Consider the following 17,253-nt stretch of genomic DNA (forward strand, 5'->3'; position numbering starts at 1 on the left):
GTTATGCGCTACTGGCCGACGATACTACTGCTGGGCATTCTCGCAGGCTTGGGAGGCTACCTCTATTGGGTCGAACTCCCGGCCAAGCAGACTGAGGAGAAACACGCCGTCGAGCAGCAGGCCCTGCTGTCCCTCCCCGAATCCGATATCACCGGACTCAGCGTCACCACCCCCCAAGGCACCGTGGAGATGAAGCGGAGCGACGCGGGGGTCTGGATGATTGTGGCCCCGCTCCAGACGGAAGCCGACGCGCGCGAGGTGCAGGCCATGGTCCGCGCCCTGGTGACGGGGAAAATCCTCCGCACGATCGAAGAGAAGCCCGGCGCGCTTGCGCCGTTCGGCCTGGAACAGCCAGTGACGACCATCACCGTCACCGCCGGCGCCCAGCAGGACACCCTGGCCATCGGGGACAACGGCCCCCTCTCCTCCACGCTCTACGTGCTGCGCCAATCCACCCACAGCGTGGTCCTCACCGACCTCACCACGAAGAGCTTTGTGAACAAAACCTTGCTCACCTTCCGCCGGAAAGACCTCTTGCACTTTGTGCAGGCCGACCTCGAACGCGTACGCCTCACGTACCCGACGACCGAGATCGTCCTCTACAACATGTCGAAGGACAAACCGAAACCCAACTGGAAAATCCGCTACCCCATCGAAGCCGAAGCGGATCAAATCGAAGTCCGGTCGCTCCTGTTTAAACTGGAAGACCTCAAGGCCCTCGGCATGATCGATCCCGGCCCCGAACGGGACGCCATCACCAAGACCTTGACCAATCCGCAATTAAAGATCGCGCTGCACACCGCCGAGGGCGATCAAACCGTGAAGCTCTACCAGCCGGACCCGGACAGCGGCGAAGCCTTTGCCGAAACCAGCCCAAGCGCCCCGCTCTATCGCATCAATCCCTTGGTCATCAAAGATCTCGCGCGCGACCTGTTCGCGCTCCAGGACAAACGGCTCCTGGGCGTCGCGCCCGACGACATCGCCATGCTCTCCGTGAAGACGCGCGACAAGCACTATGTGCTGATCAACGAAAACGGCGAATGGGTGCTGGAAGACCGGCCCACGGACAAACTCAGCCAGGAAGCGGCCAACCTCTTCGTCAGCCGCGTCGCCAATCTGCCCGCCGAAGAACGGGTCATCAAACAAGCCGGCCCGCTGGCGCCCTACGGGCTGGTCGCCCCCACCGCGGAATTTGTGGCGACAGGACGAGACGGAAAAATCGCCGGACGGCTGACGCTGGGCAGCCAGGTCAACAACCTCGTCTATGCCACAGGGGAACGCCTCCAGGGCGTCTTCCAAGTCCGCCCCGATCTGCTCAGCCAGATCCCCTCCAAGAACGAACTCTTGGCCGCTCAAAAAGAACCGGGCGCCGGCACACCATAACCGCGCCAACGGCCCAATCCTCACTCCCTGACACTCGCCTCACTAGGGACAATCCTCCCTACCGGCCCAGGCAAAAGGCTGTATGGACACGTCCATGTTTTTCCTAAAGTTTCGAACACTTACGCCGAAATAGACTTGCGCGAGATGACTACCACTCCCAAGAAATAGACCACCACGATTCCAGCACCATTTCCACCACACAACCGACTGGACACCAGCGACATGAACCACAAAAGCAAGATTGTTCCCATCAATGCCCCCAGAGACTTTGCGATCAACGAACTCTTCTTTTCCACGACCGACCGCAAGGGCATCATCGCCTCCGGCAATGCGGTCTTCTCCCGCGTCAGCCACTATCCAATCAAGGAGATGCTCGGCAAGCCGCATAACCTCATCCGGCACCCGGATATGCCGCGGGCCGTCTTCAAGCTGCTCTGGGACTACCTCCTCGCAGGCAAGCCGATCGCCGCTTATGTCAAGAACATGGCCTCAGACGGACGCTACTATTGGGTGCTTGCGCTTGCCGCGCCGGTTGAAGACGGCGGCTTCCTCTCCGTGCGGTTCAAGCCGTCGAGCGAGCTGTTTACCATCGTTTCGGAAGTCTATGCCGAATTGCGCGCCATCGAACAGGCCCACGAAGACCGGGGCGATGGCCCCAAGGCCGGCATGCAGGCAGCCGAAGCCCGGCTGGGCGAAATCCTCCAAGCCAAGGGATTCGCCGACTACGATGCCTTCATGCAAGCGATGCTCCTGCAGGAACTGAAGAGCCGCGACGGCATCCTCGCGCATGAGCACCTTGCCATGTTTCCCACGCTGCCGCCGCACCGCGCCGACGAAGGGGACCTCGGCGCCGTGCTGCGCGAGCTATATCGCGAGTCGCAACAGGTGTACGGACAGATCAACGGCCTGTATACCCAGCTCGATCAATATGCCCGGCTCAACGAGCAGCTCAGTGCCCGCTCACAAGCCATTCTCAAACTGACCGGTGAGTTCCGGCTCATCTGCCTCAATCTGACCGTCACATCAAGCCGATTGGGCGACACCGGCCATACCCTGAGCGTCATCTCCACGCACCTGGGCGAAGCCTCCTCGCGGGTCGCCGACATCGTCGCCCAACTCACCACACAGGTGGGCAAGATGTCGCGCTGGCTGGGAGCAACTATCTTCTGCCTCGGATGGGCCCGCCTGCAGTTCGAAATGGTGATCGTCTACTATCACGAAATCCTGGGCCTGCTCGCCGAGCGCGGCGGCCAGATGGCGGCCGCCTCGGAACTGGGCAGGCTGGCCGATCTGCGCTATGCCTTTTGCCAGACGATCGAGCGGACGGACGAATCGCTCCAGGGGCTGGCAAAAGAACTGAACGGCCTCTCCGTCGAGATCGAGGAGCTGCGCAAAGCCATGTTGTCGCTCCAGGTCACCTACGTCGGAGGCCGGGTCGAAGCCTCGCGCCTGACCGAAAACGGCATCTTCGCCTCGATCTTCGAAGACGTCCGAAAACACATCGAAGAGACCAAAGGGGAACTCGCGGGCTTCAGCCACGTCATCGAGGTGCTGGACACCCTAGCGCAGCAGACCCCGCAGATCATGCGCACCGTGTCCAACGCGGCAGACCACATGAAACGCGACCAGGAAAAGCTGGCCGGCTGCGTCCCCCACGATGCAGCCGCACCAGGCACCTCAGTCCCTTCGGCAAACGCCGAACAGCCACAAGCCGCATAAACCGTCGAGGCGGCGCGGATTACCTCCGCGCCGCCAACTCGCCTAGCCGTCATTTCAGTAGAACCGCGCTACAGCCCTAGGGGTTCAGCATTTTTCGCACTTCTTGATCGAGTGCTGGCACTTTATTTTGGATGATATCCCAGACGATCTCCGCATCGAGACCGAAATATTCATGAATCAGAATATCTCGAAGGCCGGCTATTTTCTTCCAGTCCGGCACAGGGTGTTTTGCGCGAAGTTCCGGAGGGAGTTTTTTGACAGCTTCCCCAATCACTTCAAGATTCCGAACGACCGCATCAAGAGTTTTCTCATCCTCAAGAAACGCCGATTTGGAAAGGCCGGCGGTATATGCCGTGATCTTTCGCGTGGAATCGAGAATGTCTTCCAGGTAGACCCTAGAATCCCGGGGCATACACGGTTTCTCGCTGGATGATCGGCAGGAGTCGCGGCTTGATGGAGCGGAGGGTCACCAGATCCACGCGGGACTGGAAGAGTTCTTCGAGAAAACTCTTGAGATCCATATAGAGGTCGAAAGATGTGTCTGAAAACTCGACAACAAAATCGAGATCGCTCTCCTCGGTGGCTTCGCCCCGCGCACAGGATCCGAACAGACCGAGCCGGCGCACGCCGAGCTTTCTCAGGGCCGCCTGATTCTGCTCAATGAGGCTGAGAACATCTTCTCGATTCTTCATCATTGCCTGCTTTCCCGACGATTCTAGCATAGGTCTGCCCGGCAGACGCTAGCAGACTGTTGAAAAATCCGCCAGCGGCGCTCTCGCCGCTGCTCGCCTAGACATTTGTCCGCCCTTTCAGTATCGTAGGTCCCACGCCCCCGTAGCTCAGTTGGATAGAGCAGCGGTTTCCTAAACCGTAGGTCGTACGTTCAATTCGTATCGGGGGCACCAAACCGCACTTCGTGCGTTCCGCTGGCCTCTTTTTCTGTTTATCGTCATCATAGCCAGCGGATAGACACCTCCACCATCCTCTCCGTAGACACTTTGCTCTCGCAGATCACTCCGTCAAAATCACTCGTTTCCTTGCCAGGTTGCACCCCCTGGGCTAGACTTTTTTCATTCACCTATGGCACGTCCACGAGCCGCAGACAGCCCCCGCGCCAAATCGAAATCCGCGCTGATCGATGAGATCTCCCGTGGCATTGCGAAGTTTTCTGACATCCTCGCGACGATCGACGACTGCAACAAGGACGGGTTTCCCTACCGGGATGGCACCAGAGCCAAGGCCGAGCTACAACTGAGGGAAACGATTCGGCGGATCTTTGGGGAGCGGTCACCGGAATTTCAGGCGCACCGGAATCACAAGCTCCATATCTCAAACCCGGCGGAAACCAAGCACAGCATCGAGTTGATCAAATCGCTCATCGAGTCATTGGAGCAGAAAAAACTGGAGCTGCAAGGAGCCGCCCCGCCTCCGGCGCCAGAGCCAGCAGCCGCCCCCGCTCAGACCAAACCGCAGATGACGTTAGTGCCTCCCGCGCCAGCCCCCTTGGCCCCGGTCACGGACAGCGAGCCGGCCGCTGCGGAGACCGTGCCACCTATTCCATCGGCCGCCACGCCGATACAGACGCATTCCGCCCCAACGCCGGCACCTGCTCCGGCGCAAATAGATCCATCGCCGTTATGGAAAGACCCTCCACCACTTCCGGCTCCGATGCCGGCCGCCCCGGCTTCTATCTCTGCGGCCCATCTGAGCACAGCACCAATTCACGAGGTCTCGCCGGCGACACAGCCCCTTGCGCCCTTGCCCGAGGCACAACCAGCTCCGGCCGCCACGCCGCCCCCCGTACCAGCGGCCACTCATCCATCGGAGCCGATAGCGGCATTCACCCCCATCTGGGAAACCATGCCTCCCAAGAAGGCCGGCCCGGACACAGCCCCGGTCAATCCTGAGCCACCGGCTCAACCGGCATCCCCTCAGAAGACGCCTGCCAATCCGGCCTGGGCCAGCGAGACTGCTACCATTGCGCGTCCCTTGACTCAGACCGAACCACCGCCCGCGCCGCCGAGTCTGCCTGAGCGGGCCCCAGCGCCCGCTCCCATCGCCATGCCATCTGCCACCAGCAGCCTCCAGCCGGACGCCGATCCGCTCGACGCGCTCCGCAAAGTCTGCATGCGCTTTCACGCCGTCGCCCGGCAACTGCGGCTGCGAAAAGATTATCGAACGACACTGGAGGTGGAAGACGACTACGATTTGCAAGACCTGCTCTGCGCCCTGCTCAGATTGGAATTTGACGAGGTCGGATCTGACGAATGGACGCCGCCCTATGCCGCAGGGTCTCCTCGCACCGCCTTCCTGATCGACAAGGACCGGGTGGCCGTCATCGCGAAAAAAACGCGGTCCGGCCTGACGCCCAAAGAGCTGGCGGAGCAAGTCGCCGCCGACACGGAGCGGTATGCCGCGCGAACCCACTGCGCCACCCTGTTCTGCTTTATTTACGATCCGGAGGGACGCATCGGAAGTCCGAAGCGGCTTGAAACGGACCTAACCAGCGTGAGCGACGCCTTCACGGTAGAAGTCCTCATCGCGCCAAAGTGAGACCATGACCAAAAAACCAAAATCCCGCACAACGGCCTCAGCCAGCGCCGCTCCCGTGTTGACAGGCCCGCCGCAAGTTCGCTACGTTGCCCCGCAAGCCGCTACACCGGCGGTGCCGTTCACGATTCATGCGCCTGCTTCCGGAGAGAAACTGATGTCCGATCGTGCCTATATCATGATCAATGTGATGCCTGGCCTCACCTCCAGCGTCGTGAAGGCCCTGCGGTTGATCCAGGAGATTAAGACCATCGATCCCTGCTGGGGGAAACCCGACATCATCGCCGTCGCGGATGTGCCCGATCAGGATGCGCTGACGCAATTGGTCTTGAGCCGGATTCACGCCATCGAAGGCGTGACGCAAACCGACACGCATCTCGTCTACCGCCCGACAGGAAGCCCGAACACATGAGTGCACGGATAGGATTTGTTCTCGCCGCATCCCTGCTCACGCTGAGCTGCAGTGCCGCGCTGCACCCCCTGCAGGATGATCGTATTGAAACGCGGTTGGCCGCGCCACTCGACCAGGTCAAAGCCGCGCTCACTCAGGTGCTCACTGAAGACGGATATGATGTGGACTGGAGTGACGAACAGACCCTGACTACCGGCTACCGCAAAGAAATACACGGCCCCTGGAACTGGCTCTATCGCTGGCGGTTGGGCACCATCAAGAGCCGGGTGCAGGCCACCATCGCCGCGGAGACCGACCACGGCACGAGATTGAATCTGGAAGTGCTCTCCGAAGGAAAAGACGGAATCTTGACCAGCTGGGAAGACGTCCCGAGCGCCCTTCCGCAAAGCGCGGACAATCAAGTGCGGCGGCTCAAGAACGCCCTGAAGCTATTATAACCCTTACGCCGTGTCTTTCTCCGCGCCGTCCGGCTCATCGCCCAGATCAAGCCCGAACCGCTCCGCCATTCGATACAGCGTCCGCCGGTCAATCCCGAGGATTTTCGCTGCCTTCACCTTGTTTCCCTTGGTTTCTTTCAGCACCCGCACCAAATGGCGTTTCTCCACTTCTTCCAGCGTCAGACAGACGTCCTCTCCCTCATGGCCGGCCGCCGGCTTGCTCTCCGCCGGCTGTCCCGCACTCTGCCGGATCGATTCCGGCAAATCATCCGGCGTCAGCAGCGGGCCATGGCTGAGCGACACCGCGCGCTCGATCGCGTTCTCCAATTCCCGCACATTCCCGGGCCACCGGTACTGCTTCAGCAGCGCGATCGTCTCCGGGAGAAATCCGCGCACCGCCAAAGGCCCACCGGCCGCGCACTTCTGGAGAAAGTGGTGGGCCAGCATCGGGATATCCTCTTTTCGATCGATCAGCGACGGCAGCGTAATTTTCACCACGGCCAGCCGGTAGTACAGATCGTCCCGGAACTTGCCATCCTTGACGAATTGCTCCAAGTCCCGATTGGTGGCGGCAATGATCCGCACATCGACTTTGGCCGAGGCCGTGCTCCCGACCCGCCGCACCTCGTGGTCCTGCATCACGCGCAACAGCTTCACCTGCAAGGCCATGCCGAGTTCGCCGATCTCGTCGAGAAAAAGCGTGCCGCCGTTCGCCGCTTCGAACAAGCCGGCCTTCATCCCGACGGCGCCGGTAAACGCGCCCTTCTCATGCCCGAACATTTCCGACTCCAGCAGCGCATCCGGCAAGGCCCCGCAATTGACCGGGATGAACGGTTTGTCGCGGCGCGGGCTGTTCGCGTGAATCGCCCGGGCAATCAGCTCCTTGCCCGTCCCGCTTTCTCCTTGCAGCAGCACCGTGCTCTTGCTTTCGGACACCCGCGCGACCAGCTTATAGACATCGAGCATCGCCGGGCTGCTGCCCACGAGCGGAGACCATTCGTCTTTCCCCTTCAGCTCCTCGCGAAACCGCGCGTTCTCCCGCACCAGGCGGCAGTGATCCAGCGCGCGCTGCACGACGAGCTTGATTTCTTCCTTGCGAAACGGTTTGGCCAGATAATCGAACGCCCCCTGCTTGATGCCCTCGATCGCCCCTTCCAACGATCCGAACGCGGTAAGCAGCACGATGGACGTATCCGGGCTGAACTGCTTGAACTCCCGCAACACGGTCAATCCATCGACCGCGCCCATGCGAATATCCGTGAGGACGAGGTCGATCTTCCCTTGTTTCCCGCGGCTGATCACATCGGCGCCATTCGCAAAGGCCTCGACGTCGTACCCTTCTTTCTTCAGCGCGTCGGCCAGCAGTTCGCGCGCCACCGCGTCATCGTCTACCACCAGAATCTTCGCTGCGACTGCCGCCATCATGCACTCCTATGCCGTTGAGACCGCCACGGAACTCGACCCCGGCAACGATATCATAACCGTCGTGCCTTTCCCCACTGCGCTCTCCAAGGTCAGCGTCCCGCCATGCGCCTCCACCGTCTCCCGGCTGAGAAACAATCCGAGGCCCGTGCCCGTGCCGATGGCTTTCGTGGTGAAAAATGGGGTAAAGGCCTTTTCGAGATCGGCCTCCGGCATGCCGCAACCAGTATCGCGCACGGCAACCGTCACCATCGTCGTGACCGGCGCCTGTGCCACACGCTGCCCCACATCCGCCTCATCCGGCAATGCGGGCCTGGCCGATGCCGCCACCGTCACCGTGCCGCCTTCCCCCGTCGCCGCCAGCGCATTGGCCAGCACATTGACCAGCACCTGATGCAGCTTCTCCGCATCGGCCCAGACCATCGGCATCGCCTGCGCCACATCGACGCGCAGGGTCACACCCTTGGCCTGGAAGGCCGGCTCCATGAGCGCCGCCACAGGACTCACGACGCGATCGACCGGCTGCCAGATCGGATCAGGTTTCCGCTGGCGCGTCGAGGACAGCAGATCCTGAATAATCCGCACCACCCGAGCCAGCTGCCCGTCGATCACCTCGATCCGCTTCTTCATGTCCGGCGTCACACTGGGCTCCTCAGCCAGCGCCTGCACATGCCAGGCGATGGAATGCAGCGGCGTGCCCACCTCATGCGCGACCGAGGCAACCATCTGCCCCACCGCCGCCAATCGCTCGGACCGGTTGAGTTGATCTTTGACTTCGGCCAATTGCGCATTCGCCCGCAGCAGGCTTTCGGTCTCACGCGCCAACGCCGCGCGCGCCGCCTCTTCCCGTGCTTTCCGTTCCTCCCAGCTCATCCCGAAATAGGCCACGATCAGCAAAACCCCCGCCACCACCGACCGGTTGATGACCGCCGCCTGGAACCGGCCCGGTTTCGTGGGCTGCAACAAGCCGGCATAGGTGGCCACGATGCAGGCCAGCACGGTCACCAGCATCAAGCGGCGGTTCCGGAGAATGGCCACCAGGAGAATCGGCAGCACATAGCCATAGGCGCCGACCACGTTGGCCGGCGCAAACTCCTCGACAATGAGAATGATGAGAAAGCAGGCGGCCGCAATGCTCAGCACCAATCGGTTGCGGATATTCATCGTAACCCACTCACTCCGGTGCGGCACACGAGGATGGACGAACCACGGAAAACGGCACTTGCAGTACCGCGACCGTTGTACAGAGATAGCAGGTTATAGAAAAACTGAGCGGCACACAAGAATTCAATATGCGGCCCCAACAAGGCCATAGCCTCGAACGCCGCTGGCGGGCTTTTTCAGCCTCCGACTAGTACTTACACAAGTGGACGGACAGCGCGCAACTGGGCGGCAAGCGATGTGAAGCGGGAATCCCGCAGGAGATCCTCGACTGAACAATCCAACTTCCGGGACCAATTGGGATGCTGATCAACGGTCCCCGGCACATTCGTTTGCTCGCGCGCGCCGATCACATCCTCCAGATTGGCCAGCACCAACCAGGCCGGTGTGCGCGCCAGATACAGGTGAATGGCCTCCGCCAGCTCCGGCGTCATGATGGGACTATGGATGGGATCATCGGACAGTCCGTCCGGCAACAGCCCCTCGGCCTTCAAGGCCGCCAGCAGCCGGACCTTGTCGACTTGCCGCTCCGCCAGCACCGCGCGCCTGGCCTCGTCATTGGGAAACAGCCCCAGCTTCGCGCGCGTGTCAATATCGGCCCCTTCCCAATAGCCGCTCAGGGTCGGCAGGTCGTGCGTCGTCACCACCGCGAGCGCTTGGGCCGGATACGAATCCGGCGGCTTGAAGCTGCCATCCCCATTCCGTTCGAAGTACAACACGCGGTACGAGAGCACCCCGGCCGCCGTCAAACGCGCCCGCACCCAATCGGGCACGGTGCCCAAATCCTCGCCGACCACCACCGCCTTGGCCCTGACGCTTTCCAGCGCCAGAATGGCCAGCACATCGTCTGCCGGATAATGGACATAGGTCCCCTTGGACGCGGGCATGCCCCGAGGAATCCAGAAGAGGCGGAACAACGCCATGACATGATCGATGCGAACGGCGCCGCCGTAGCGGAGATTATGGCGCAGCAGCTCGATGAGATACTGGTACCCGCTCGCCCGAAGCCGCAGAGGGTCAGCGGGGGCCAGGCCCCAATTCTGCCCCTCCGGCGCGAAGGCGTCGGGGGGCGCCCCGCAATCCGCCTTGAGGGCCAGCACCGCCTGAAACCGCCAGCCGTCCGCCCCATACCGGTCGCTGCCCAAGGCGAGATCATGATAGAACCCGATCGGCATGCCCGCGTCGCCGGTCTGCCGGCGCAAACCCGACAACTGCTCGGCCACCAACCACTGCACATATTGAAAGTACCGCACTCTTTTCATATGGCGGCGCTTGAACTCGGCAACGGCGCTGGACGCCGGCGTCCGGTATTGCTCCGGCCAATCGGCCCACACGGCCGAGCGCGATTGCACAAACTGGCGCTCGTCCTCCAGCGCCTGGAACAAGGCATACTGCAACAGCGGCTCGCCTTCGCGCTGGACAAACGAATGAAAAAACCACCCGCGCGCCGTCTTCGGCTGCAGATCCGGCTCCGCGCCATCGAAATTGTCACGGAGAAAGGCCCGGTAGCAGAGATCCAGCACACTGCGTTTGGCAGCCGCCACCGCCTCATACGCGACGAACTCACTCTTCCGGGTGGCCTCCACCTGCGCGCGGAACGACGGATCGGCCAGCCGCTTCTGCACCTCCGGAGCCGTTGCGCACTCCGCGACCTGTTCAAGATCGAGATAGAGCTCGTTCAGGTACAGACGGCTATTCGGGGAATAGGGGCTGATATGGTAGGGAGTCGTATTCTTCAAGGCGTGGAGGGGATTGAGCCCCAGCAGGCCGCACCCGAGGGTCTTGCCAGCCCACTCCACCACGGCGGACAAATCGCGGAAATCTCCGATACCCCAATTGCGTTCACTCCTGAGCGAATACAGTTGCAGCGCGAGCCCCCAGAGACGCGCCCCCGACTGCACCGTCTCCGGCACATAACACCGGTCTGGCGCGACAATGATCCGGAATTGCGCTTCCGCGACCGACGCCCCGCCTTGCACCCAGACCTTCGTCTCGTAATAGCCGATCGGCAAATCGTCCGGCAGCGGAAATGTCAGCCGGACATACCGGGCATTCGCGACAATCCGGGTCTCTTCAATCGGCAGGCCGGGCCCCTCCTGCCGCTCATGCCGTTTTTCTCCATTTTCCGCATACAACACCCAGTGCACTTGGAGGCGCGCATCATCCTGAGACTCGCACCGGACATGGAGCGGCCACAGGCCGGGCGGCTGGCCGACACGCAGCACGCGCACCGGATCGCACCCCTGCACCCAGGGACGATTGTCCCACGCATCCAGTTCTTCAACCAGCGCCCCGCGATCGGCAACACGAAACCCCATGGCCGACAGAATGGCCCGCCGGGTTTCATCGGTCGTGACGTGGCGCGTGCCGGCGATGTCGTGGTATTCGGCGGCGATGCCCGCCCGTTCAGCTAGCAGGGAAAGCAGTTCGGCTTCCGGCTGGTTGTACATGGAGGCCTAGTCTGAGTGAAGATCCCCATCGAGTCAAGCTATCCTGTTGTTTCCGTATGGTATTTCAGACGGCCGGCATCCGGCCTGCCGCCCCCCTCTGCGTCTGAACAATGAGAGGAGCGCGGCAGGTGGAGCGCGTGACGACGCGCCGGGAAAGGGCCCCGTTACCGGACCACGAGCACGGAACAGGAGCTGTGCTGCACCACCCGAGTGGACACGCTCCCCAGCAACACCCGCCCGATGGCGCCAAGCCCCTTCGCACCGGTCACGATCAGATCAGCCTTATGTTGTTTGGCCACCTTCAGAATTTCATCGGCCGGCTTGCCGAGCTTCGGCGCTTCCAGCACTTGGAACCCGGCCTTCGCCAGCTTGTCGGCATAGCGCTGCACAATCGCCTTCCCCGCATCGCGCACTTCCGGATACTTAAGAAAGGGCATGGCATGCACCACCACGACCTGCACCGGCTCCTCTTCCGGCCCGTTCATTTGCGGCGCCACATTCCGGATGAGGAACCGCACCGCCTTGTCTGACGCGGGCGACCCGTCGATTGCCAGCACGATTTGCTTGAGCGGGCGAGCCGCCTCTTTCACCACGAGCACGGAACAGGCCGCATGATGAATCGCATGGGTCGAGATACTACCCAACATGAACCGGTCCAGCGCATCCAACCCACGCGAGCCGACCGCCAGCATCCCCACGCCCCTGGCCGCATGCTTCACAAGAGTCGGCGCGACCGCTCCGCGCTCGACCGTGACCGTGCCGCTCAACCCCAGCGACGACAGCAGCGCGCTCGATTCCTTCTTGGCGGATTTCGCGCCGTCTTCCATGCGTTTGATTTCCTGCTGAATATAACGCTCGGTCCCGGCCACCACCGGCTGAATCATAAACGGCGCCCGGAGCGCGGCGACATCGACCACATGCAGCACACGCACCACCGGCTTCACGGTCAGAGGAAACTGCCCCACCCATTCGATCGCCCATCGCCCGTACTTCGATCCATCGGTGGCCACAAGCACTTTCATAAAGCCTCCATCACCAACCAGGTTAACACGACATGACTGTGATCTTTGAGAGGAGCCGGCGGACATCCTTGACGCGGCAGAGCTGGTTGCCCGGCGCCAGCGTCGCCGCGGTGCCCGCCGCCGTCGCCAAGCGCACACAATCCTTCAGCCCCTTGCCCGCCGCATGGGCCATGACAAAGCCCGCCACGGTCGAATCGCCCGCGCCGACGGTGCTGCGAACCGTCACGACCGGAGGGACCGCGCGATACCGCTCCTGCGGGCCGACGAGCACCACGCCTTTCGCGCCGCGAGACACCAGCACCACCTCGACTCCGCTGCGCTGCACCCGCCCGGCCACGCGGAGCAAATCGGATTCCGACCGGAGCGGCTTGCCGGTCAACCGCTGCAGTTCTTTCACATTGGGCTTGATCGCAAACGGTTTGGCCCGCAATCCGGCTTTGAGGCACGGCCCATCCGCATCCAGCACCGCGCGCGCGCCATGCGACTGCACCACCTCGATAATCCGCCGGTAGGCATCGGAGGGCACCCCGACCGGAAGACTCCCGCTTACTACCACATAGGCATCCCGAAGATCGAGCAGCGTCAGATGGGTCAGGAAGGCGTCCCATTCAACCCGCGTCACCACCGGCCCTCGTGAGTTCAGCATGGTCTGGGTCCGAGCACGCTGCGTCGACACGATAATATTGCGCCGCGTCTCCTGGGCGATCGGGGTGAAATAACAGGTCACCCCTTCGGCCTTGAGCAGATCCACCATCACCTGGCCGGTATGCCCGCCGATGAAACCCAGCGCCATGCTGTCGCCGCCCAAGTGCCGGATGGCGCGGGACACATCGATGCCCTTTCCGCCCGCATAGAGGCATTCGCGCGTCACGCGATTCGCGTCATCGACACGCAATTCCTCGACATCGAGAAAATGATCCAGAGCCGGATTCAGTGTAATGGTATAAATCATCGGCGATCATGCGACCGGAACAGACAGACGAGTTCGTGGCGCCACGCGTTGTGCTAGCCTCTCGCCTCAGGCCCCTTGCCTTCCCCCCGAAGATACACGAACCAATAGACCAGCGCTACGAGCCCGGTCCCGCCGATCAGATTCCCGGCCGTCACAAGGCCCAGATTCACCAGCGCACCGGACCAGGAGATGGCCTCGGCGCCGGACGCCGTCAAGGCGATCCCCAGCGGAAGAAAAAACATGTTGGCCACGGAATGTTCGAACCCGCAGGCGACGAAGGCGCTGATCGGAAACACGATCGCCAGAATTTTGTCCGTGACGCTCCGCGCCGCCATGCAGAGCCACACGGCCAGACAGACCAGCACATTGCAGAGCACGCCCCGCGCGAGGACCGAGACCGGATCGAGCGAGACCTTCGCCCGCGCAATCCGGATCATGGTCTCTCCGACCGTGCCCTCACCGAATGTGTGCACCCCGGCCAACAGCACCAGCAGCACCGTGCCCAGCGCGCCGGCCACATTCCCCAGATACACCAAGCCCCAGTTGCGCAGCACCTGCCGCGTCGTCACCCGGCCGGCCGCCCAGGCCATCGCCATCAAATTATTCCCCGTGAACAGTTCGGCTCCCCCGACCACCACCAGGATCAGCCCGAGGCTGAACGTGATGCCGCCGGCAAGACGAACCAATCCGAAATGTCCGGCCTGGTTCGGCCCGGCCGTGATCGTGACGGTGTAGAACAGGCCTCCCAGCGCGATAAACGCGCCGGCCAGCACCGCCAGCGCCACGAGTGTGGCCGCAGAAGCCGTGGCCTTCGCGACACCCACGTCACGCACCCGTGCCGCCACCTGCGCGGGGGCGTAGGCATCGGTCAGCGGCGTGGCGTTCGGTGGAATATCTATCATCGACGATTATGAAATCAGGCGTATATGAACCGCGGCCAGTTCGGACTCGTCCTCGGCATCGAGTTCTTCCCGATCGAAGGGGGCAACGCGCACGACCGATACTTTATATTCCGGACATTGCGACCGCTCATCGGCGCTCGACGAAAGGAGCACATTCACCTCGCTGGCCGGGAAATGAAAGCTGGTGAAGAGCTGTCCGGCCTGCACCCGCTCGCTGACCACCAGCGGCAAGACCGCGCTGCCTCTCGGACTGACCAGCCTGACGAGATCCCCGTCCGCCATCCCAAGCCTGGCCGCATCATCCGGGTGCATTTCCAAGGCATCACCATCCACCACCTTGAGAATGTCTGTCCGTCTCGTCTGCGCGCCGCAATTGTAATGTTGCAGAATCCGCCCGGTGACCAGGGTAAAGGGATACTCCTCCGTCGGCGATTCTCCCGGCGGCAAGTAGTCCACCCCCACGAATTGCGCCCTGCCTTTGGGAAAGGTCTCGCGATGCATGAGCGCCGTCCCGGCATGCCCCGAAGCCGGCACCGGCCATTGCACGCCTGACGGCGACTCCAGCCGGTCATAGGACACGCCCGCAAACATCGGCGTGAGCCTGGCAATCTCCTCCATAATCTCGGAGGGATGGCGATAGGCCATCGGATAGCCCATGCGAGTCGCCACCTCGCAGACCACTTGCCAATCCGGGAGAATGCCGTTCGGCGGATCGACCGCTTTCCTGATCCGCTGGATGCGCCGTTCGAGATTCGTGAAGGTGCCGTCTTTTTCCAAAAACGAGGCGCCGGGCAGCACGAGGTGGGCAAACTTCGCCGTTTCACTCAAGAAGAGATCCTGCACGACGAGAAACCCCACGCGCCTCAATGCCTCGTGCACCTTCTTCAAATTGGGATCAGTCTGGGCCACGTCATAGCCAATGATCCACAAGCCCTGTAACCGGCCGGCCAGCGCCGCGTCCCACATATCAGGCGTCTTCATCCCCCGCTTCGTCGGCAAGGGACGGCCGGTGACCTGCTGATGCAGCGCCCCCAGCGTCGGATCGTCCAGCGGCTGATAGCCGGCAAAATACGTCGGCAGACAGCCCACGTCCGACGCGCCCTGCACATTGTTCTGGCCGCGCAGCGGATTGATGCCGGTCCCGGGCCGGCCGATATTCCCCGTCGCCAGCGCCAGGTCCACCAGGGCGATGACGCCGTGAGTCCCCCAGCGATGCTCCGTCATGCCCAGGCCGTGCACACAGAGCGAGGCGCCGCTCGCCGCATAGCGCCGGGCGGCCTCGCGAATGAGGTCCGCGGAGACGCCGGTGATCTGCTCCGCCCATTCCGGCGTGCAGGGCTCGACCGTCTTCAGCCACTCGTCGATCCCTTCGGTCCGAGACTCGATAAACTGCCGGTCAAGCAACCCCTCTTTCGCCATGACATGGGCCATCCCGTTCAACAGGGCCACGTTCGTGCCGGGCCTCAGGGCCAGATGCAGCGTCGCCAGCCGCGCCAGTTCCGTCCGCCGGGGATCAATGACGATCAGCGGCACGCCGCGCCGGTGCGCCCGTTTGATGCGCGCGCCGACGACGGGGTGCGACTCGGTCGGATTCGCGCCCACCACCATGATCAACTGGGCCTGATCGAGATCCTCGATCGAGTTCGTCGCGGCCGACGCGCCCAGCGTTTCCATCATGCCGGTGACCGTCGCACTGTGGCAGACCCGCGCGCAATTATCGATGTGGTTGGTCCCCATCACACAGCGGATAAATTTGCCAAAGAGATAATTTTCTTCATTCGTCCCGCGGCTGGAGGACACCACCGCCAGCGCATCGGGCCCCTGCTCCGTCTTGATCCGCGTGAACTCCTGGGCGATCCGGTCCAGGGCCGCCTCCCAGGAAATCTTCTGCCACTCGTGCCCGTTGCGCAGCAGCGGCATCGTCAGCCGATCCGGCGCATCGATATAGGTCCAGCCAAACCGCCCCTTCATGCAGGCATGCCCTTCATTGGCAGGGCCATCATCGGCCGGCACCATTGTGACCACTTCCCCGTCGCGCACCCCGGCATCGAAGGCGCAGCCGACGCCACAGTAGGCACAGGTCGTACGGACAACCTGTGTCGGACTGCCCAATTGCACCCGCCGCTTCTCGACCAGCGCACCGGTCGGACATTCCTTCACACAGGCGCCGCACGACACGCAGTTCGACTCGGCAAACCCCTCGGCTGACGGCTCATGGCCGATGGCTGAGAGCCCAGCTCCTCCGGCAGCCGGTCTGGACTCAAATCCACGGCCGAGCATCGTCAGCGCATTGGTGCCCTGGATTTCGTCACAGGCGCGCACACAGCGCGCGCAGGAAATGCAGATGGTGTTATCGAACACGAAAAAGGGATTGGAGCGGTCCTGCACATCGGCCCGGACGGCCGGCTGGCGATACCGGACCCGCTCAAGCCCCACCGATTGAGCCAATGCTTGCACAGCGGGAGACAAGGTCCCATCGGCCGGCTGCTCAGACAGCAGGAGTTCCACCACATTCCGGCGCAGCTGAGTCAGCCGATCCGTCTGCGTCCGCACCACCATGCCGTCCTGCACCGGTGTCGTGCAGGACGCCGGCGTCCCCTTCTGCCCCTCCACCTCGCAGACGCAGAGGCGGCAGGACCCGAATGGCTTGAGATGGTCGGAAGCACAGAGGCCCGGCATGGCCACACCCGCCCGTTTGGCCGCCGTGAAGACCGTGTCGCCTTCCATGGCGGTCACACGCCGGCCATCAATGGTCAGCGCCACCTCTGACAGGCGCGCGGCGCGAGGCACGAGGCCTGAGGAAGGACTCCGGAGTTCTGATTCGTTCTTCATCGTCGCCACTC

General features: G+C 62.5%; 14 protein-coding genes and 1 tRNA gene. 6 read left to right on the forward strand and 9 right to left on the reverse strand.

Features of this window, described 5'->3' with window-relative positions; all coding sequences use genetic code 11:
• Nucleotides 1-3 precede the first annotated feature (3 nt).
• Together RI101_09025 and RI101_09030 are read left to right on the forward strand one after the other, a co-directional pair.
• The gene (locus tag RI101_09025) at nt 4-1,383 is read left to right on the forward strand and encodes a DUF4340 domain-containing protein (protein ID MEC4890185.1); all 1,380 of its coding nucleotides are present in this window, start codon (nt 4-6) and stop codon (nt 1,381-1,383) included.
• A gap of 222 nt (nt 1,384-1,605) precedes the next feature.
• A complete protein-coding gene (locus RI101_09030) occupies nt 1,606-3,102 on the forward strand; it encodes a PAS domain-containing protein (GenBank protein ID MEC4890186.1) in 1,497 nt (498 codons plus the stop codon).
• Between the two features lie 76 nt (nt 3,103-3,178).
• Here the strand turns inward: RI101_09030 and RI101_09035 are convergent, their stop codons facing one another.
• Together RI101_09035 and RI101_09040 are read right to left on the reverse strand one after the other, a co-directional pair.
• A complete protein-coding gene (locus RI101_09035) occupies nt 3,179-3,514 on the reverse strand; it encodes a DUF86 domain-containing protein (GenBank protein ID MEC4890187.1) in 336 nt (111 codons plus the stop codon).
• Nucleotides 3,498-3,797: a nucleotidyltransferase family protein gene (locus RI101_09040; GenBank protein MEC4890188.1), complete on the reverse strand. Its 300-nt coding sequence runs from the start codon at nt 3,795-3,797 to the stop codon at nt 3,498-3,500. Before RI101_09040 ends, RI101_09035 begins: the two co-directional genes overlap by 17 nt.
• Before the next feature lie 133 nt (nt 3,798-3,930).
• On the opposite strand from RI101_09040, the gene RI101_09045 reads away from it, so the two are divergent.
• The 4 genes from RI101_09045 to RI101_09060 all read left to right on the forward strand — a co-directional run bounded on the left by RI101_09045 (nt 3,931) and on the right by RI101_09060 (nt 6,501).
• A tRNA-Arg gene (locus RI101_09045) sits at nt 3,931-4,007 on the forward strand.
• A gap of 175 nt (nt 4,008-4,182) precedes the next feature.
• Complete coding sequence (locus RI101_09050; GenBank protein MEC4890189.1) at nt 4,183-5,655, forward strand: hypothetical protein; 1,473 nt, start codon at nt 4,183-4,185, stop codon at nt 5,653-5,655.
• Nucleotides 5,656-5,659: 4 nt separating this feature from the next.
• On the forward strand, nt 5,660-6,064 hold the full coding sequence (locus RI101_09055; GenBank protein MEC4890190.1) for an Lrp/AsnC ligand binding domain-containing protein: 405 nt from the start codon (nt 5,660-5,662) through the stop codon (nt 6,062-6,064).
• Nucleotides 6,061-6,501 (forward strand): hypothetical protein, encoded by a 441-nt coding sequence (locus RI101_09060; GenBank protein MEC4890191.1) that lies wholly within the window; start codon nt 6,061-6,063, stop codon nt 6,499-6,501. The genes RI101_09055 and RI101_09060 overlap by 4 nt, the downstream gene beginning before the upstream one ends.
• 3 nt (nt 6,502-6,504) lie before the next feature.
• Here RI101_09060 and RI101_09065 read toward each other — a convergent pair whose 3' ends face one another.
• The 7 genes from RI101_09065 to fdhF all read right to left on the reverse strand — a co-directional run bounded on the left by RI101_09065 (nt 6,505) and on the right by fdhF (nt 17,242).
• Complete coding sequence (locus RI101_09065) at nt 6,505-7,926, reverse strand: sigma-54 dependent transcriptional regulator (GenBank protein ID MEC4890192.1); 1,422 nt, start codon at nt 7,924-7,926, stop codon at nt 6,505-6,507.
• A gap of 6 nt (nt 7,927-7,932) precedes the next feature.
• Nucleotides 7,933-9,087 carry an ATP-binding protein gene (locus RI101_09070; GenBank protein ID MEC4890193.1) on the reverse strand — a complete coding sequence of 385 codons (1,155 nt, stop codon included), beginning with the start codon at nt 9,085-9,087 and terminating at the stop codon, nt 7,933-7,935.
• Nucleotides 9,088-9,281: 194 nt separating this feature from the next.
• Nucleotides 9,282-11,534: a 4-alpha-glucanotransferase gene (gene malQ / locus RI101_09075; protein MEC4890194.1), complete on the reverse strand. Its 2,253-nt coding sequence runs from the start codon at nt 11,532-11,534 to the stop codon at nt 9,282-9,284.
• 164 nt (nt 11,535-11,698) lie between these two features.
• Nucleotides 11,699-12,556: a universal stress protein gene (locus RI101_09080; GenBank protein ID MEC4890195.1), complete on the reverse strand. Its 858-nt coding sequence runs from the start codon at nt 12,554-12,556 to the stop codon at nt 11,699-11,701.
• A 22-nt stretch (nt 12,557-12,578) separates the two neighbouring features.
• A complete protein-coding gene (gene pfkB, locus RI101_09085) occupies nt 12,579-13,508 on the reverse strand; it encodes a 1-phosphofructokinase (protein MEC4890196.1) in 930 nt (309 codons plus the stop codon).
• Between the two features lie 53 nt (nt 13,509-13,561).
• On the reverse strand, nt 13,562-14,410 hold the full coding sequence (locus RI101_09090) for a formate/nitrite transporter family protein (protein ID MEC4890197.1): 849 nt from the start codon (nt 14,408-14,410) through the stop codon (nt 13,562-13,564).
• 6 nt (nt 14,411-14,416) lie between these two features.
• Entirely contained in the window at nt 14,417-17,242 is a 2,826-nt protein-coding gene (gene fdhF / locus RI101_09095) for a formate dehydrogenase subunit alpha (GenBank protein MEC4890198.1), read from the reverse strand.
• Between the last annotated feature and the right edge of the window lie 11 nt (nt 17,243-17,253).

This window comes from Nitrospira sp., from assembly GCA_035968315.1.
Lineage (GTDB): Bacteria > Nitrospirota > Nitrospiria > Nitrospirales > Nitrospiraceae > Nitrospira_D.